Annotated in this window: 15 protein-coding genes; 5 read left to right on the forward strand and 10 right to left on the reverse strand. The window is 67.8% G+C overall.

Annotation, left to right across the window (positions count from 1 at the left end; all coding sequences use genetic code 11):
• Positions 1–74: 74 nt before the first annotated feature.
• Positions 75–911: a M23 family metallopeptidase gene (locus EGK76_RS06235; protein WP_096298216.1), complete on the forward strand. Its 837-nt coding sequence runs from the start codon at positions 75–77 to the stop codon at positions 909–911.
• Between the two features lie 249 nt (positions 912–1,160).
• Here the strand turns inward: EGK76_RS06235 and folE2 are convergent, their stop codons facing one another.
• From folE2 to efp, 6 genes are all read right to left on the reverse strand, one after another.
• Positions 1,161–2,075 (reverse strand): GTP cyclohydrolase FolE2, encoded by a 915-nt coding sequence (gene folE2, locus EGK76_RS06240; protein ID WP_233580176.1) that lies wholly within the window; start codon positions 2,073–2,075, stop codon positions 1,161–1,163.
• Positions 2,076–2,214: 139 nt separating this feature from the next.
• Positions 2,215–2,889 (reverse strand): phytoene/squalene synthase family protein, encoded by a 675-nt coding sequence (locus EGK76_RS06245; RefSeq protein WP_123831989.1) that lies wholly within the window; start codon positions 2,887–2,889, stop codon positions 2,215–2,217.
• The gene (locus tag EGK76_RS06250; protein ID WP_096298211.1) at positions 2,886–3,572 is read right to left on the reverse strand and encodes a phosphoglycolate phosphatase; all 687 of its coding nucleotides are present in this window, start codon (positions 3,570–3,572) and stop codon (positions 2,886–2,888) included. Before EGK76_RS06250 ends, EGK76_RS06245 begins: the two co-directional genes overlap by 4 nt.
• Complete coding sequence (ubiG, locus tag EGK76_RS06255; protein ID WP_123831990.1) at positions 3,569–4,279, reverse strand: bifunctional 2-polyprenyl-6-hydroxyphenol methylase/3-demethylubiquinol 3-O-methyltransferase UbiG; 711 nt, start codon at positions 4,277–4,279, stop codon at positions 3,569–3,571. The genes EGK76_RS06250 and ubiG overlap by 4 nt, the downstream gene beginning before the upstream one ends.
• Positions 4,280–4,319: 40 nt before the next feature.
• Positions 4,320–5,663: a TRZ/ATZ family hydrolase gene (locus EGK76_RS06260; RefSeq protein ID WP_123831991.1), complete on the reverse strand. Its 1,344-nt coding sequence runs from the start codon at positions 5,661–5,663 to the stop codon at positions 4,320–4,322.
• Between the two features lie 472 nt (positions 5,664–6,135).
• The gene (gene efp, locus EGK76_RS06265) at positions 6,136–6,702 is read right to left on the reverse strand and encodes an elongation factor P (RefSeq protein WP_096300494.1); all 567 of its coding nucleotides are present in this window, start codon (positions 6,700–6,702) and stop codon (positions 6,136–6,138) included.
• Between the two features lie 97 nt (positions 6,703–6,799).
• Between efp and epmB the strand changes: the two genes are divergently transcribed.
• Both epmB and EGK76_RS06275 read left to right on the forward strand, forming a co-directional pair.
• A complete protein-coding gene (gene epmB, locus EGK76_RS06270) occupies positions 6,800–7,843 on the forward strand; it encodes an EF-P beta-lysylation protein EpmB (protein WP_123831992.1) in 1,044 nt (347 codons plus the stop codon).
• 23 nt (positions 7,844–7,866) lie between these two features.
• Positions 7,867–9,948 carry an EAL domain-containing protein gene (locus EGK76_RS06275; RefSeq protein WP_123831993.1) on the forward strand — a complete coding sequence of 694 codons (2,082 nt, stop codon included), beginning with the start codon at positions 7,867–7,869 and terminating at the stop codon, positions 9,946–9,948.
• An 18-nt stretch (positions 9,949–9,966) separates the two neighbouring features.
• On the opposite strand, the gene EGK76_RS06280 is transcribed toward EGK76_RS06275, so the two are convergent.
• On the reverse strand, positions 9,967–10,386 hold the full coding sequence (locus tag EGK76_RS06280; protein WP_123831994.1) for a nuclear transport factor 2 family protein: 420 nt from the start codon (positions 10,384–10,386) through the stop codon (positions 9,967–9,969).
• A gap of 230 nt (positions 10,387–10,616) precedes the next feature.
• On the opposite strand from EGK76_RS06280, the gene EGK76_RS06285 reads away from it, so the two are divergent.
• Together EGK76_RS06285 and EGK76_RS06290 are read left to right on the forward strand one after the other, a co-directional pair.
• Positions 10,617–12,296 carry a long-chain fatty acid--CoA ligase gene (locus EGK76_RS06285; RefSeq protein WP_123831995.1) on the forward strand — a complete coding sequence of 560 codons (1,680 nt, stop codon included), beginning with the start codon at positions 10,617–10,619 and terminating at the stop codon, positions 12,294–12,296.
• A gap of 163 nt (positions 12,297–12,459) precedes the next feature.
• Positions 12,460–13,344 carry a crotonase/enoyl-CoA hydratase family protein gene (locus EGK76_RS06290; RefSeq protein WP_096298203.1) on the forward strand — a complete coding sequence of 295 codons (885 nt, stop codon included), beginning with the start codon at positions 12,460–12,462 and terminating at the stop codon, positions 13,342–13,344.
• 9 nt (positions 13,345–13,353) lie between these two features.
• On the opposite strand, the gene EGK76_RS06295 is transcribed toward EGK76_RS06290, so the two are convergent.
• The 3 genes from EGK76_RS06295 to lysS all read right to left on the reverse strand — a co-directional run bounded on the left by EGK76_RS06295 (position 13,354) and on the right by lysS (position 18,271).
• Entirely contained in the window at positions 13,354–15,525 is a 2,172-nt protein-coding gene (locus EGK76_RS06295) for an ATP-binding protein (protein ID WP_096298201.1), read from the reverse strand.
• A gap of 10 nt (positions 15,526–15,535) precedes the next feature.
• Positions 15,536–16,591: a two-component system response regulator gene (locus EGK76_RS06300; protein ID WP_096298199.1), complete on the reverse strand. Its 1,056-nt coding sequence runs from the start codon at positions 16,589–16,591 to the stop codon at positions 15,536–15,538.
• Positions 16,592–16,750: 159 nt separating this feature from the next.
• On the reverse strand, positions 16,751–18,271 hold the full coding sequence (lysS, locus tag EGK76_RS06305; RefSeq protein WP_096298197.1) for a lysine--tRNA ligase: 1,521 nt from the start codon (positions 18,269–18,271) through the stop codon (positions 16,751–16,753).
• Between the last annotated feature and the right edge of the window lie 128 nt (positions 18,272–18,399).

Here is an 18,399-nt window from a genome sequence, read left to right on the forward strand (position 1 = left end):
GCCGCGCTGCACCGCCTTCATCGGCTGACGTGTAGCGTGCGCGCCCCTCCATCCGACTCCCACCCGGACCACGCATGACCCTGCTTCGCCGTTCCCAGCTCGCGCTGGCGCTGATCGTCCTTTCGCTCCTGCTCGCGGCGCCGCTGGTCGCGCAGGACACGAGCGATGTGCGCTTTCCGGCGCAGGTGCAGCAGGGGAGCCTCGTCGTCGGCAAGGTGCCGGCAGGCAGCCGGGTCCGGTTCCGCGATCGCGACCTGCGGGTCAGCGGTTACGGCACCGTGGTCCTGGGCATCGGCCGCGACGAAACCGGCCCGGTGCAACTGGACGTGACACGCCCGGATGGCAGCCGCCACCCGGCCTCCATCGCGATCACGCCACGCGACTGGCCGGTCGAACGCGTCAACGGTGTGCCGCCGGCCACGGTCAATCCGCCGCCGGCGATCGCCGAGCGCATCCGGCGGGAACAGGCGCAGGTCACCGAGGCCCGCCAGCGCGACGACGACCGTGTCGATTTCGGCAACGGGTTCATCCGTCCGGTGGAGGGCCGCATCAGCGGGCGCTTCGGCCGCGCCCGTTCCTACAACGGACAGCCGGGCTCGCCGCATTCGGGCATGGACATTGCGGCACCGACCGGCACTCCGGTCAGGGCACCGGCCGCCGGTATCGTCACCTTCGCCGCGCCCGACCTCTATCTGACCGGCGGCACCCTGCTGCTCGACCATGGGCATGGCGTGAGTTCGAACTTCCTGCATCTCTCGCGCATCGATGCCAAGGTGGGCGATCGGATCGAACAGGGCCAGGTCATCGGCGCGGTCGGCGCGACCGGACGCGCCACCGGGCCGCACCTGCATTGGGGGATGAACTGGCTCGATGTGCGGGTCGATCCCCAGCTTGCGCTGGAGCGGCCCTGACGGGATGCGCCAGCGCTTCTTGCGCGCCAAGCGTATCCAGATCAGCTGATGGGTACATCATTCCCCGGCAGCGACGCCGCAGGCGAGTCGGAGCCAGCGCGGCAATCCAATCCGATCCGCGCGCCGCCACAAGCAGCCGATCATTGACGCGCCCTGGACCGGATGCGGTGACGGGAGGGTCTGCGATTCGCCAGGTCGATGCGGCCTTCCGGGCCGGTCAATCCCGCCCGTACCCCGCTGGCGGAGACCTCAGGGACCGCTGACCCGGGCAATCGCGTCGTGCGCGTGCAGGCTCTCGAAATGCGAGACCGTCGCCTCGAAACGGGCAATGCGCGGATCCGACGACAGGGCCGCCGATACACGGCGGGCGGCGTCCTCGCAGAACATCAGGTTTTCGGCGTTGAGGCTGGCGAAGGCCTGCTCGTCCTCGCGCTTGACCGCGGTCTGCACCGGCGTGCCGAGCGCGTGCTCCAGGGCATCGACGATCGCGAGGACCGGAAACACATCGACGTCGTCGGCCAGGCGCATGCGCACATCGGCACGACTGCGCTGGGCATGCGGGGTCGCGGCCAGACCGCGCGGCGATTCCAGCCATTCGCGGACTGCGTCGAAACCGCTGGTGGACGGGGTGAAGTCGCCGGCGAAGCGGGCAGCATTGAGCTGGCGCGAGAGCGCAGCGGACGCCGGGCAGGTGCTGGAGTATTCGACCGACAGCGCGAGTGTCAGCGCCAGCCCATCCGGTGACAGCACCGCATCGATTTCGACCGGATATGTCTTCCAGCCACTGTGCGCGCTGGCCAGTGCGGGGCGCCGTAGCAACTGCCCATAGCGCAGCGTCAGCTGGACTCGGTCGGCAAGCCCGCGCTGTGACTCGATGCAGTCGCGCAGAACCCGCGCGATGGTGCCGCGGTCGAGCGTCTGGCTCGAGAATGCATCCTGCAGATGCAGGTACAGCCGCGACATATGGATCCCGCGCGCATCGGGATCGATCAGATTCACACCGATATCTGCGGAAGCCGGGACCGTCACAGTTCCGCCATTGGCATCCTCGATGCGCAGCGGGATGGCGATGTTGCCCATGCCGACCCAGTCCAGCAGGCGTGCGGCCTGGGCCTGGTCGCCGGCAACGTCGGGGAGGCGGTCGGTGATCGATGCGGTGTTCAATACGGGCTCGCGGCGGAATGCGGGAAATGAAGCGTCGGGCGGCGCGCGCACCGACATGAAGCGAAGACGCGCAGTCTACCGGCTCGCCCAACACGGCCCCCGCAACGCTGCGTTTCCGCCGACCCTATTGGAACGGGATTCAGCGCGCCAGGGCGGCGCGCCAGCTCGACCACAGCACGCGCAATGCAGGTACCGGCCGCGCCTCGTCCGTACGCGCCAGGATCGCCAGCCGCGCGCCGCTGATGGCGTTGGCGATGCGGCGCGGGCGCGTGCCGGCGTCGCGCGAGGGCCACTGCTGGAGCAGCTCCGCGGCCAGCGCGCGATCGATGCGCACGAGGGCCTGCTGGGCGAGCAGCGGGACCGCCGTGATGCGGCCATCGCCACTGTCGCGGCTGCCGTCTCCGAACAGCCGCGCCTCGCATGCGGCGATCGCGAGGGCGAGATCCTGCGTCTGCGCCAGGTTGCCGGCGAGCTGGTTCGGATGTTCGCGGGTCGCCGGGAGCAGCCGCAGGGCGAGCGCCAGCGTCTGCCATGGGGCATCCACGCGCTGCAGGTGCGTCCCCAGCGGATGGCGCCGCGCACCCTTGCCCCAGCCCTGCAGCTCCTCCTGCCACCACGCGAGCTTGGCCAGGCCCGGGGTCGCCTCGGCCCCTGCCCATGCGGCGTCGCCGAACTCCTCGAGCAGCGAGAACCATGCGGCTGCACGCTCGCGCATGGCTGGTTCGACGAACGCCATGCCGATGCGCCATTCGGGCCAGCGCGCCTGCCACTTGGCGACGAAATCCTCGTCGGCCGGTCGCAATGCAGCGCTCATGGCGCCGGCCAGCCGCGCGGCACCGCGAGCGCATCCGGTGCGTCGTGCATCACGTCGCCCTGCCAGGCGATCGGGTCGTCCTCTTCCAGGCGGTAGCCCCACAGCGCGACCACCGAAGGCATGCCTGCGGCTCGCGCGGCGGCGATGTCGCGCGCGTCGTCGCCGACATAGACGCAGTCGCCGGGCGCCACACCGATCGCCTCGGCGGCGTGCAGCAAGGGCAACGGATGCGGCTTGCGCTCGGCCAAGGTGTCGCCGCCGACCAGCACCGCGCAGCGATCCTGCCAACCCAGCTGCGGCAGCAGGCGCGCGGCCAGGTATTCGGGCTTGTTGGTCACGATGCCCCAGCGGGTACCGGCCGCTTCCAGCGCGGCCAGCATCGGCTCGATTCCTTCGAACGGCGCGCCGTGGCGGCCCAGTTCCTCGGCGTAGACCGCCAGGAACTCGGGCACCAGTGCTGCGATGCCTTCGGCATCGAGTTCGGGAAACGCCACTGACGCCATCGCCCGCGCGCCGCGCGAGACGACCGGGCGGATATCGGCCAGCGCGCGCGGCGCACGGCCGCGGGCGGCGAGCATGCGGTTGACGGTCGCGAGCATGTCCGGCGCGCTGTCGAGCAGCGTGCCGTCGAGATCGAACAGTGCGCAGGCGGGGAACGCCGCGCGGGGGGCGGACGGACTCACTCGGGTTTCCGTGCCCAGGCCAGGTAGTTCACGTCGGTGCGCGACATCAATCGCGCGCCGTTGCGCCAGGGCTCGTACATCAGCCCGGTGACCTCTTCGAGCTGCAGGCCTGCCGCGCGCAGCCACGCCGCAAGTTCCGACGGCTTGATGAAGGACGCGTACTGATGAGTGCCGCGCGGCAGCAGCCGGGCCACGTACTCCGCGCCGATGATCGCCAGCGCGAACGCGGCCGGCGTGCGGTTGAGGGTCGAGACGAACAGGGTTCCGCCGGGCTTGAGCAGCGTGGCGCAGGCCTGCAGGATCGCGGCAGGATCCGGCACGTGTTCCAGCATCTCCATGCAGGTCACCACGTCGAAGCTGCCCGGCTGCTCGGCGGCGAGCGCCTCGACCGACTGCACGCGGTAATCCACGTCCACTCCGCTCTCGAGTCCGTGCAGCCTGGCCACCTTGACCAGATCCTCGGCCAGGTCGATCGCCGTGACCCGGGCGTTGCGCCGCGCCATCGCTTCGCTGAGCAGGCCGCCACCGCAGCCGACATCGAGCACCCGCGCGTCGTCGAGTCGCGCACGGCCGATGATGTAGTCCAGGCGTACCGGATTGAGTGCATGCAGCGGCTTCTGCGGGCCGTCGACATCCCACCAGCGATTGGCGAGCGCGCCGAACTTGTCCAGTTCTGCCTGATGGAAGTTGTCGCGTGCTGCGTTCATGCTGCCCTCGTCTTGCGTACGTACTTCGGACTTGATGCCATCATGCGCCGGGGCGCAATGTGGCGATGCGCTCGCGCCATTGGCGCGCATTCGCGGTGATGGCGTCGAGATCGAACCCGACCAGTGTGCGCGACCGCAGCTTCGGCTGCCCGGCGATCCAGACATCGCTCACCTGGTGGCGCCCGGTCGCGTAGACCAACTGCGAGACCACATGGTGCAGCGGCTGGGTTTCGACCGGCGACAGGTCCACGCAGATCAGGTCCGCCTGCTTGCCCGGCTCGATCGAGCCGGCCAGGTGACCGAATCCGACCGCCTTCGCCCCACCCAGGGTGGCGGCGCGCAGCGCGGTGAATGCATCGAAGCCGGCAGCATCGTTCGCGACCGCCTTGGCCAGGATCGCCGCTGTGCGGGTCTCGCCGAACATGTCGAGATCGTTGTTGCTGGCAGCGCCATCGGTGCCGATCGCGAGGTTCACGCCCGCCCGCTCGAGCGCGCAGGCCGGGCAGAAGCCCGAGGCCAGCTTGAGATTGGATTCCGGGCAATGCACGACGCTGACACCGCGCTCGGCGCACAGATGGATCTCGCTCTCGGTCAGCTGGGTCATGTGCACCGCGATCAGCCGGTCGTTGACGAGCCCCAACCGATCGAGCCGCGCGAGCGGGCGCTGGCCATACTTGTCGAGCGACTGCTGCACCTCCTGCGCGGTCTCGTGCAGGTGCAGGTGCACCGGCAGGTCGAGCTGGTCGGCGAGCATGCGGATGCGTTCGAAATTCGCGTCGCCGACCGTGTAGGGCGCGTGCGGGGCAAAGGCCATCGCGATCAGCGGATCGTCGCGCCACTGGTCGTGCACCTCGCGTGCGCGCTCGAAATACGCGTCGTCGCTCGAGGCCCAGGCGGTCGGGAAATCGATCACCGGCAGACCGACGCGCGCACGGAAGCCATGCTGTTTGTAGACAGCGGCCTGCACGTCGGGGAAAAAGTAGTTCTCGTTGACGCAGGTGGTGCCGCCCCGGAGCATTTCGGCCAGCGCCAGGGTAACGCCGTCGGCGACGAATTCCGGGCCGATCACTGCGCCTTCGATGGGCCAGATGTGCTGTTGCAGCCAGACCTTGAGTGGCAGGTCGTCGGCGATCCCGCGCAGCAGCGTCATCGGATTATGGGTATGCGCATTGACCAGCCCGGGCAGCAGCGCCGATTGCGGACGTGCCACCGTTTCGGCCGGCGCATAACGCTGCCGGGCCTCGGCGATCGGCAACACGGCGAGGATCTCGCCGCGATGCACCGCAACCGCGTGGTCGTCGAGGACCACCGCGTGCGGCTCCACCGGCACCACGTGCGCCGCTTCGATCAGCAGGTCGATGGCCTGCGGGGTTTCGTCATGCATGCTCATTCGTCCTCGGCGGCGTGGCGCCAGTGGAAGGGCGATACCAGTGCGTCCACGCCATGGCGGGTGCCGCCGTAGCGCAGGATCCGGCCCGTGCGGCGACGCAGGAACGTGCCCTCTTCAACGTGTCCTCTTCACTGCCGGGCGCGCTTTCGATGCGCACCACATCGGCGGTGACGCGCAGATCGGCAGCCGCGTTGCAAACCCCGATCGCCCCCGATGCGGTTGGCGTCCGCCCCGGCCCCAGGCGCAGCCTCGCGCCCAGCCGCAGGGGTCGCCTTCGATCCCCTGACCGGAAGTCCGTCATGAAGCGAAGATCGGCCGATGCGCTGGACATCGTCTCCCGCCGGCAACACGGACGCCCGGGGCGATACATGCACGCTCCGCAGTGGACATGCGCCGCCCGCGGATGCGGGGCCCGACTTGATCGCAAGCAGCTGCGTGCAGGCACCGGCCCGGACACCTCGCGTCATCACTTGACCCGGCTGACGTACTCGCCCGAACGGGTATCGACCTTGATGACCTCTTCCTGGCCCACGAACAGCGGCACGCGCACCACGGCGCCGGTCTCGAGCGTCGCCGGCTTGCCGCCGCCGCCGGAGGTGTCACCACGCACGCCCGGATCGGTCTCCGTGATCTGCAGCTCGACGAAGTTGGGCGGCTGCACCGCGATCGGGGTGCCGTTCCACAGCGTCACCACGCATTCTTCCTCGCCCTTGAGCCACTTCTCCGCGCCGCCCATGCCGGCCTTGTCGGCCTGCACCTGCTCGAAGGTCTCGGGGTTCATGAAATGCCAGTACTCGCCGTCGCTGTAGAGATACTGCATGTCGGTGTCCATGACGTCGGCCACTTCCACCGAGTCGGTTGCCTTCATCGTCAGCTCGACGACGCGGCCGGACTTGATGTTGCGATACTTCATGCGAGTGAACGCCTGGCCCTTGCCCGGCTTCACGTACTCGGTGTCGATGATGACGCACGGCTCGCTGTTGACCAGGATCTTCTGGCCGTTCTTGACGTCATTCATGCCATAACTGGCCATCATCTGCTCCTGCTGGGCCGGGCGCGCCGGCGGCTACACTACGGGGTTACCGCCCGCGACACGCGCGGGTGGCTCTGTCTGTTGGATCCAATCGCACATGATACCCGCAGCCCTTCTTCCGATGCAGCCGCGCCGCTGGCAGCAGGCCTGGCGCGAGGCTGTCCGCGACCCGCGCGAGCTGCTCGCCCTGCTCGGCCTCCAGGACCTGGCGCTCGGCGTCTCGTCCGAAGCCGCCGCACAGTTCCCGTTGCGCGTACCACGCGGTTTCGTGGCCCGCATGCGCCACGGAGACCCGCACGACCCCTTGCTGCGCCAGGTCCTGCCACTGGACGCGGAGATGCGTCCCGTGCCCGGCTTCACGCTCGACGCGGTCGGCGATGGCGCGGCCAAAGCCGGGCCAGGCGTGATCCACAAGTACGCCGGCCGTGCGTTGCTGGTCGCGACCGGCAGCTGCGCGGTGCATTGCCGCTACTGCTTCCGCCGTCATTTCCCCTATGCGGAGGAGACCGCGGCGGCGGGTGCATGGCGCGAGGCGATCGCGGCGATCGCGGCCGACCCGAGCATCGAGGAGGTCCTGCTGTCGGGTGGCGACCCCCTGTCGCTGGCCACCGCGAAGCTGGCCGAACTCACCGATGCGCTGCGCGAGCTGCCGCACGTGCGCCGCCTGCGGCTGCATACGCGCCTGCCGATCGTGCTGCCCGAACGCGTGGACGCCGAGCTGACCGGATGGCTCGCGTCCCTGCCCTGGCCCGTCGCGATCGTCGTGCACGCCAACCACGCCAATGAGTTCGATACCTCGGTGGATACCGCAATGCGCGACCTGCGCGCGACCGGCGCCACCGTGCTCAACCAGGCCGTGCTGCTGCGGGGGGTCAACGACGATGTGGACGCGCTCGCCGCCCTGGCTGAGCGCAGCTTCGATGCCGGGGTACTGCCCTATTACCTGCATCAGCTCGACCGGGTGGCCGGCGCCGCGCATTTCGAAGTCGACGACGAGACCGCGCTCGCGCTGCATGCGGCCCTCGTGGCGCGCCATTCCGGATATCTCGTGCCCCGTCTTGTGCGCGAGGTCGCAGGCGATGCATCCAAGCGCGCGATCAGCGCCGCCGCTGATGGACGGATTGCGCCCCCCATGGCATAAGGCGGTCTGTCATGGAGACCCAAATGTCGACCCGAGCCGACACTGCCCTGCGCCTGCTGATCGTCGACGACCTCGTCGAGAATGCGGAAGCGATCGCCAGCGGACTGCGCAACGCCGGCATCGCCGTGCGTCCACTGCGGCCCGAATCCGACGACGAGCTCGGCCGCATGATCGGCAGCCAGTCTCCGGACGTGGTCATCGCCGCGCGTGGATCCAGCATGCTGCCGTTCGGGCAGGTCATGCAGCGGGTCGCCGACAGCGGTCGCGACCTGCCGGTGATCGCCCTGGTCGATGCGCTGGTGGAGGCCGACTATGTGGACGCGATCCAGTCGGGCGCCCGCGCCGTCGCGCTCCGGCACACGCCCCAGCAGGTGCTTGCCTGCGTGCGCGAGGCCTGGGCCGATCGCGATGCGCGCCGCAGCCTGCGCAGGCTTGAAGCGCGGGTGCGCGAGACCGAACGCCGCTGCGATGCACTGATCGATTCGTCGCGCGATGCGATCGCCTACATCCACGAGGGCATGCATATCCGCGCGAACACGGCCTATCTGGAAGTGTTCGGCTACGAGAGTTTCGAGGACATGGAGGGGGTCTCGCTGCTCGACATGGTCGCGCCGCAGCACGTCGACTCCTTCAAGACTTTGCTCAAATCCCTGAGCAAGGGCGAGCCGCCCCCGCCGCGACACGAGATCGAGGCGCGCGGCCTGGACGGCAAAGCGTTCCCGGCCGCGATGGAATTCACCGCGGCGCAGTACGAGGGCGAGCCCTGCCTGCAGGTGATCCTGCGCCGGCGCGAAGAGATCGGTGCCGACCTCGTGCTGGAGCTCGAGGAACTGCGCCACCGCGACCAGGTCACCGGGCTGCTGAACCGGCCCACGTTCCTGCGCGCGATCGAGGATGCGGTCGATGACGCGGCGCAGTCCGACGTGCAGTACGGCTTCCTGATGCTCGAGCCGGACCACCACCAGCAGTTGCTCGCCGACATCGGGCTCGACCATGCCGACGATCTGCTGGCGGCCGTCGCCGCGCGCCTGCGCTCCCTGCTCGGGGACGACGCGACCGTCGCCCGCTATGGCGGCCATACCCTGGCGGTCCTGCTACGCGCCAGCGACTACCACGCAACGGTGACGACCGCCGAGCGCCTGCGCGCCGGGTTCGCCGACCATGTGGTCGAGATCGCCGAACGCTCGAGCACCGTCACCATCAGCATCGGCGGCGTCCAGGTCGGCGAGAAGATCGCCAACGTCGCCCAGGTCCTTGCGCGCGCCAGCAACGCGCTGGAGTCCGCATCGGGCACCGGCGGCAATCGCTGCGAAGTGTTCGACCCCAGCGCGGTCGACCGCGTCGAGGAAGAGCGCGTCCAGGCCTGGGTGGCCCGGCTGCGCGGCGCACTCGATGCAGACGGGTTTGTGCTGCATTACCAGCCGATCATCAACCTGCAGGGCGACAACGCCGCAGTCTACGAGATCCTTCTGCGACTCGACGGCGGCGACGGCGAACTGATCCCTCCGAGCACCTTCCTGCAGATCGCAGAAGACAACGGCATGCTCGCCGAGATCGACCGGTACGTGGCCTCGCGGGCGATCGCGGCGATCGCGCAACGCCTCCGCGCCGGCCAGCCCACCACCCTGCTGGTCAAGGTCAGCCAGGCCTCGCTGGACGGCGATGCCTTCGCCGACTTCGTCGGGGCACAGCTCGCCGAACAGCAGGTGCCGGGCGAGTACCTGGTGCTGCAGCTACCCGAATCGAAGGTGTTCACCCATCTCAAGGCGGCCCAGGCCTTCGCGGCGCGCATCGCCCGTTTCGACGGTCGTTTCGCCCTCGAGCAGTTCGGTGTCGGCCTCGACTCGTTCCAGCTGCTCAGCCACCTGCAACCGCATCTGCTCAAGCTCGATCGCAGCTTCACCGACGATCTGCCCACCAATACCGAGAACCAGCAACGGATCGGCGAGATCGCCCGTCGTGCACGCGAGTTCGGTATCCGCACCATCGCCGAGTTCGTGCAGGACGCAGCGAGCATGTCGATCCTGTTCGGCGCCGAGATCGACTACGTGCAGGGCAACTTCCTGGCCGCAGCAGGGCCCGGCATGCAGTACGACTTCGACTAGCGTCGCCGCTCGCCGGCCCTATTGCAGGGCCGGCGTCCAGGTCAGGCTGGTGATTCGCCATGTGCCGCCGCGCAACCGCCATCCGCTTTCGATCCGCCAGGCCTGCGCGCTGTCGGGCAGAAGTGCGCTCCCCTCGCCGCCCGTGAGCGCGGCGCGCGCTCGCACGAGCGCGCGATCCTCGCCTTGGAGCTGCACGTCCAGCGGGCCGGTGATCACCCCGATACGCTGATGGCGCAGCATCAGGGCTGCGGTCATCTGCCGCGCCGCGCGGCGGTCCATGTTCTGCGGCCCGATGAAATCCTCGTCGAGAAGTTCGGCCACGGCGGATGCGCTGCGCTCCTCGATCGCCGACTGCAGCGCCGCGACCTGCGAACGAACCGCTTCTTCGGGGGACGACGCGCCGCCGCAGGCGACCAGCGTCGTCGCAAGCAGCACCATTACCGCGGCCGGAACGGCAATCCTCCAGCGGGGCGCGGTGAGATATGGCAATGGCATGGAGGCTCCGGGTTGTGGCAAACGTCGGGATTTTCGCAGCGACCATGCACCGAACGCCTGCATTTACGCCGCGACGCGCCTTGCCTCCCCCCGGTGCCTATGCTCCAATCTGGCGCATTGCACAGGCACGTTCGCCAGTCCGAGTGACGGCCTTCAATCTGGGAGAGGAATGCATGACCGAGCGACGCCCGTGGCTGGCGAATTATCCTGCAGGCGTACCGGCGGAGATCGATCCCGAGCAGTATGGCTCGGTTCCGGCAGTCCTCGACGAGGCGATCGCGAAATTCCGCGACAACGTCGCCTTCTCCAACATGGGCAAGACGCTCACCTACGGTGAACTCGACGCGCGCAGCCGCGATTTTGCGGCGTATCTGCTCGGCGAACTCAAGCTCAAGAAGGGCGATCGCGTCGCGATCATGATGCCCAACTGCCTCCAGTACCCGATCGCGACGTTCGGCGTCCTGCGCGCCGGGCTGACGGTGGTGAATACCAATCCGATGTACACCGCGCGCGAGCTGCGCCACCAGCTGGTGGACTCGGGTGCGTCCGCAGTGCTGGTCATGGACAACTTCGGCAAGACCGTCCAGGACGTGCTGCCTGATACCCAGGTCAAACAGGTCATCACCACCGGCCTTGGCGACCTGCTCGGTTTCCCGAAGGGTCCGATCGTCAACTTCGTGCTCAAGTACGTGAAGAAGATGGTTCCCGATTACGCCATCCACGGCGCGATCCGGTTCCGCGAGGCGCTTGCACTCGGGCACAAGCACGAGCTGCCGCCGGTCACGATCACCCTCGACGACATTGCCTTCCTGCAGTACACGGGCGGCACCACGGGCGTAGCCAAGGGCGCGATGCTCACCCATCGCAATCTCGTCGCCAACATGCTGCAGGCCTCGGAATGGATCGGTCCGCGCGCGCGACCGGGCCAGGAAACCATCGTCACCGCGCTGCCGCTCTACCATATCTTCGCGTTGACAGCGAACGGGCTGGTCTTCATGCGGCTCGGGGCCAAGAACATCCTGATCACCAATCCGCGCGACATGCCGGGCTTCGTCAAGGAGCTCAAGCGTGAGCCCTTCACCGCGATCACCGGCGTCAACACGCTGTTCAACGGCTTGCTCAACACACCAGGTTTTTCCGAGATCGATTTCAGCCCGCTCCGGCTCACGCTGGGCGGCGGCATGGCCGTGCAGCGCGCCGTCGCCGAACGCTGGAAGAAGGTCACCGGCGTGACCCTGGTCGAGGCCTACGGGCTGACCGAGACCTCGCCCGCCGCGTGCATCAATCCCATGGATCTGCCCGAGTACAACGGCTCGATCGGTTTGCCGGTGCCGTCTACCGATGCCTGCATCAAGGATGAAGACGGCGCGATGCTGCCTGTCGGCGAAGTCGGCGAGCTGTGCATCCGCGGCCCGCAGGTGATGAAGGGGTACTGGCAGCGCCCCCAGGACACCGCCGATGCGATCGATGCGGACGGCTGGCTGCATACCGGCGACATGGCCCGCATGGACGAGAAGGGGTTCTTCTACATCGTCGATCGCAAGAAGGACATGATCCTGGTGTCCGGATTCAACGTGTATCCCAACGAGGTCGAGGACGTCATCGCGATGATGCCGGGCGTGCTCGAGGTGGCGGCGATCGGTGTGGATGACGAGAAATCAGGTGAAGCGGTGAAGGTCATCATCGTCCGCAAGGATCCGACGCTGACTGCCGAGCAGGTCAAGGCCCACGCGCGCCAGCACCTGACCGGCTACAAGCACCCGCGCATCGTCGAGTTCCGGAACGAGCTGCCCAAGACCAACGTCGGCAAGATCCTGCGGCGCGAATTGCGGGACGAACCCAAGAAAGCGTGACACGCATCACATAACAGGCTGGGTTCCGCCGCATTCTGTGACGGAGGCGGCGAAATCCTTGCCCTGTTGGCCCGATGAGCGCATAGAAGCGCTATCGGGCATATCTGTATCAATCGGGCCCTGCCGGGGCCCGGCCGGTGGGGTCCTCTGCAAGGGGATCACCATGAACAATGTCGAACAACTGTTGCGCATCCGCCCATACCCGAACATGCGGGTGGAGTCGGATCCGGCCAATCTCGTCCACTGGATGTACATGCACAGCCAGCTGGCCGCAGGGGATCGCCCCTGCTTCCGGCCCGGCCTCATGGACGACATGTGGAGCTTCCTCAATTCCATCACCCTGCGCGAGCAGCAGCGCCAGCCCGGTCGCCTCCGCCACGTGGTGGTCGCCTCCGACGCCGACGCGTTCAATCTCGGCGGTGATCTTGCCCTCTTCGCCCAGCTGATCCGGGCCGCAGACCGCGAACATCTGCTGGCCTACGCCCGCAAGTGCGTGGACGGCGTCCACCACATCCATTCGGGCCTTGGTGGAGACGTGCGGATGATTGCGCTGGTCCAGGGCGATGCATTGGGCGGCGGCTTCGAACTTGCGCTCTCGTGCCAGACGATCGTCGCCGAAGCAGGCGCCCAGATGGGCCTGCCCGAAGTGCTGTTCGGGCTGTTCCCGGGCATGGGCGCCTATTCGTTCCTCAGCAAGCGGGTGGCGCCGCAACTTGCCGAGCGCATCATTCTCGAAGGCAACCTCTTCAGCGCCGAAGAGATGCACGAGATGGGCGTGGTCGACGTCCTCGTGCCGCGCGGCGAAGGCCCGGCTGCGGTTGCGGACCTGGTCCGCCGGCAGCAGCGCGCACCCCATGCGCACATCGCCCTCAACACCGTGCGCGGTATCGCGCAGCCGGTCGGCTTCGACGAGCTCATGCGGATCACCGAGGTCTGGGTGGATACCGCGCTCGCACTCGACGACCGCTCGCTGAGAACGATGGACCGCATCGTCAAGGCACAAACCCGTCGCAGCTACCTGCCCAACGCCGGTGCCGCTGCCCGCTGATCTACCAGATCAGCACTCCCTTCCCCGGTCGCGCGCGGACCCAGCCTGTCCGCGCGCGCGAAGGGCGCGACCGCCCTCGTCGAACTGCGCCGCGAGCGTGTCGAGACGTCGGCGCCATTCGCGTCGCAGCTCCCAGTCCGGCAGCGCCATGATCTCGCCACTGCCAGCCGCCAGCTGCACCAGCCCGACGTTGCCCGATACGCCCTTGAGCGCATGCGCATGGTCGCGCATCGCAGACCAGTCTTCCCCCTGCCCGGCCTGATCGATCCCCGCCAGACAGGTGCGCGCATCGTCCATGCACTGGGCGACGAAGGTGACCACGAAGTTGTCGCCCAGACCGAGCGATGCGAGCTCTTCGAGCACGCCGGTGTCGAGGACGCCATCGCGTGGCGCCGCCGCCACCGGAATCGGATCGGCCTCGCGCACCGGTCGCGACCCGGGCACCGCGATGTCCGCCAGGAGGTCCAGCAGGCGCGAGGCGACCACCGGCTTGGCCAGAAAGGCGTAGGCCCCGGCCTTCCGGCAGTTCGCGATCGATGACGGCGTGACGTCGGCGCTGAGCACGATCACCGGCGTGCGCGCGGAACCTGCCTCCATCACCCGCATCTGCCGCAACATGTCCAGGCCGCTCATGCCGGGCATGTGCAGATCCACGACGATCGCGTCATGGTCGTCACTGGCCAGCACATCGAGCACGTCCTCGGCACCGGTCACACTCGTCACGCTGTGGCCGGCCTTCTGCAGCAGGCGTTCCAGCACCATGCGGTTGGCCGCATGGTCGTCGGCGATCAGCACGCGCATGCTGCGCACGCGCAGACGATGGCGCATGAAGGGATCGCTGAACGCGATGACATTGACCGGCTGCGTATCCATACGCGTCACGGGCTCCAGCAAACCGGCCTGGTCCGGGCCTGCCGCGCCGAGCGCATCCACCTGCTCGAACGGCAGTTCCACCCAGAAACGGCTGCCCGCGTTCTCGGTGCTTTCGAATCCGATCGTCCCGCCCATTGCCTCGGTCAGGCGCTTGGCGATGCTGGTCCCGAGGCCTGTGCCGCCGAAGCCACGGGAGAGGGTCGTATCGGCCTGCTCGAAGGCCTCGAACAACCGGGCCCTGGCCGAAGCGGGAATGCCGATGCCCGTGTCTGCGACGGTGAACTTCAGCCGCAGCGTGTCCGACGGGCCGGAGGCGGTGCCCACGTCGAACCGGACCGAACCGGCGCGGGTGAACTTGACCGCGTTTCCGACCAGATTCGTGAGCACCTGGCGCAGATGGGCCGGATCCCCGAGCAGCAGGTCCGGCACGTCGTCGGCGACCGTGGACACGTAGTCCAGGCGCTTGGCGCGCGCTCCGGGCTGCAGCACCAGATCGACACTGTTGACCACCTCGCGCAGCGAGAACGGCTGCACGACGACGCGCAGCTTGCCCGCTTCGATCGCGGAAATGTCCAGCACGTCCTCGACCAGCGAGAGCAGGCTCGAGGTGGACGCGCGTATGGTGCCCAGATATTCGCGCTGCTCGTCGTCGAGCCGGGTGGTCGCCAGGAGTTCGGACACACCCGCCAGGCCGTTGAGCGGCGTGCGGAATTCGTGACTCATATTGGCCAGGAAGCGGCTTTTGGCCTCGCTGGCGCGCTTGGCCTCGCTGGTGGCATTGGTCAGGTCGCGCAGCAGGCCCGACAGGTACAGCGGTATCGCGACAAGGCCGATCAGCAGGCCGATGCCAAGACTGAGATTCGCGTGCCAGTACGGGGTAAGCATCAGCACGCTGCCGAAGCTGATGGCCGCCATGGTCATCGCCGCATAGAGGTAGCGATTGCCGAAGCGCAGGCCGTTGCCCACGGTGACCCACAGGATCAGCACGTACACCCAGCCGATCGGCCCACCCATCACGGTCATGGCCGCGCCCATCAGGCCGTAATCGGAAAACATTCCGACCACGCGGCGCGGATGCGAAGTTTCCGGGCGCGCGACGATCCACATCAGCAATGTCGCACCGATGCAGAAGCCCACGATCACCATCGCCATGACCTGCTCGAAGGCAGGCAGACGGGTTCCGGTGTGGTCCGTCCATAGCAGAAAGACCAGCACCACGAACAGCAGGGCGAGCCGGATCGATGCCTGGCCATGCTCGCTGTCGGGGCGGCCCGACAGTCGATCCTCCAGCCAGCTGACGGCGTTCATCCCGGGCGGATCACTGCAGCGATCCCGCCGGGCGCCCGCCGAAGCGCGCACAGATCAGCTCCAGACGGGGCACGTTCGCAAGCATCGCCTCCACGCAGCGAGGATCGAAATGCCGCCCGCTGTTCTCGGCGATGTAGGCGAGCGCCTCCTCGATCGACCAGGCGCGCTTGTAGGGGCGCTTGGACATCAGGGCGTCGAACACGTCGGCAATCGCGACGATCCGTGCCTCGAGCGGAATCTGCTCACCGGCCAGACCATCGGGATAGCCCGTGCCGTCGAAGCGTTCCTGATGCCGCAGCGCGATCAGGGCGCTGAGCTGGATGAAGCGATTCTGGCTGTTGCTGAGCAGCTCGTAGCCGATCTGCGGGTGTTCACGCATCGTCGCCATCTCCTCGGCGGTCAGCGGACCGGGCTTCATCAGGATGGCGTCGGGGATCGCGATCTTGCCGATATCGTGCAGCGGCGCAGCCAGCTCGATCATCCGCACCTCGTCCTCGAACAGCCCCATCGCCTCGGCGACCATGCCCGCGACCGCAGCAACGCGTTCGAGGTTGGCGCTCGTGCTGGCGTCGCGATACGCGATCGCCCGCGCCAGCCGGGTCAGGGTCTCGCGTTCGCGCTCCTCGACCTCGTGCATGCTCTTGAGCAGGCGCTGCTCCAGCGAAAGCGCGCGCTGCTTCACCGATTCGGATTGCTGCCGCAACTGCAGCAGGTTGCGGCAGCGTGCCCGCAACTCGCGAGGACGGACCGGCTTGACCAGGAAATCGATGACCCCCGCCTCCAGCGCCGCCTGGCGGATCGGCTCGTCGCCGACCACGGTGACCAGGACGATCGGCACGTCGCGATGCAGCATCGGCCGCCGGAACCGCCGGGCGAATTCCAGCCCATCGACGATCGGCATCCGGTAGTCGAGCAGCAGCAGGTCGGCGCGGTGGTCCTCGCACCAGCGCAGCGCGACCTCGGGATCTCCGAAGTCGAACACTTCCAGCTCGGGACTGATGTCCTCGAGGATGTGACGCAGCATGGTCCTCGCGGACGTCTGATCGTCGACGATGACGATGTTCATGCCGAGCTTCCTCCAGTGATCCCAGCCGCATCATCGCGGCCGGGGTTCATCCGAAGCAAGTCCCGCGCCAGCAACATCCGCCATTCCGGCCCCGCCGCACCGGGATGTCCAACTCGTGGCGCGGCCCGGATGGCCGTCTGGCGGGGGCAGCTGGGGCCCTCAGCCGTCAACCTGCGGTCGCATATAGGGAAACAGCAGCACGTCGCGGATCGATGCCGAGCCGGTCAGCAGCATCACCAGACGATCGATGCCGATGCCCAGCCCGCCGGTCGGCGGCAATCCGACCTCCAGCGCACGGATGTAGTCGGCGTCGTAGTGCATGGCCTCGTCGTCGCCGCCGGCGCGCGCATCGACCTGGGCGCGGAAGCGCGCGGCCTGGTCCTCGGGATCGTTGAGCTCGGAAAATCCGTTGGCGAACTCCTTGCCGCCGATGAACAGTTCGAAGCGGTCGGTGATACCTGCTTCGTCATCGGACTCGCGCGCCAGCGGCGAGACCTCGACCGGATAATGGGTGATGAAGGTCGGCTGGATCAGGCCGGCCTCGACAGTCTCTTCGAAGATCTCGAGCAGCAGCTTGCCCCAGCCGTCGCCGGCCTTGACGTGCAGCCCCAGGCGCGCGCAGTGCGCGGCCAGGGCGTCACGGTCGCGGCAGTCGGCAACCGTGATCTCCGGATTGAGTTCGCGCACGGCTTCCTCGAGCTTCCAGCGGCGGAACGCCGGACCGACATCGATCGCATGGCCGTCCCACTCCAGCGCCGTGGTACCGACCGCCTGCTTCGCCACATCGCGGATCAGCCCCTCGGCCAGGTCCATGATCTCCTCGTAGGCCACGTAGGCCTCGTAGAGCTCGAGCATCGTGAACTCCGGGTTGTGCCGGGTCGACACGCCCTCGTTGCGGAAGTTGCGGTTGATCTCGTAGACCCGTTCGAAACCGCCCACGACCAGACGCTTGAGATAAAGCTCGGGCGCGACGCGCAGGTACAGGTCGAGGCCGAGCGCGTTGTGGTGGGTCATGAACGGCTTGGCTGCGGCGCCGCCGGCGACGTAATGCATCATCGGCGTTTCGACTTCGAGGAAGTCGCGGCTGTCGAGCCACTGGCGGATCGCGGAGATGATCCGGGAGCGCTTGACGAACACCGCGCGTGCTTCCGGCGAGACGATCAGGTCGACGTAACGCTGGCGGTAACGCTGCTCGACGTCGGACAGGCCATGCCACTTGTCCGGCAACGGGCGCAACGATTTGGTCAGCAGGCGGATCGTCTCGACCTTGACCGAAAGCTCTCCGGTCTTCGTCCGCATCAGCGTGCCTTCGGCGGCGACGATATCGCCCACGTCCCAGGTCTTGAATGCGTCGTAACGATCGCCCAGCGTCGACGACTGAAGGAACAGCTGCAGTCGGCCGCTCACATCCTGGATCTGCGCGAATGCGGCCTTGCCCATGAGCCGCTTGGCCATGAGCCGCCCGGCCACGGCGACCCGCACCCCCTCGGCCTCCAGCGCCTCGCCGCTCCAGCGCTCGGCATCACCGTAGCGCGCCTGCAATGCGCCGGCCTCGTCACGGCGCCGGAAATCGTTCGGGAAGGCCACGCCCTGCCCGCGTAGCGCGGCCAGTTTGCTGCGACGCTCCGCGATCAGAGCGTTCTCGTCGACGGGCTGCGGATTGGCGGGTTGCTGGTTCATGGCGATCTCTGCGAAGTGGAACCGCGGATCTGCATCGAAACGCGGAGGTGAATACGGACGCCGGGCATGAAAGGCCGGCTGCCGGGGGGCGGACCGTCCGGTCGTTGCGCGACCGGACGCCGGGAAGG

The organism is Luteimonas sp. 100069 (assembly GCF_003813845.1).
GTDB classification, from domain to species: domain Bacteria; phylum Pseudomonadota; class Gammaproteobacteria; order Xanthomonadales; family Xanthomonadaceae; genus Luteimonas; species Luteimonas chenhongjianii.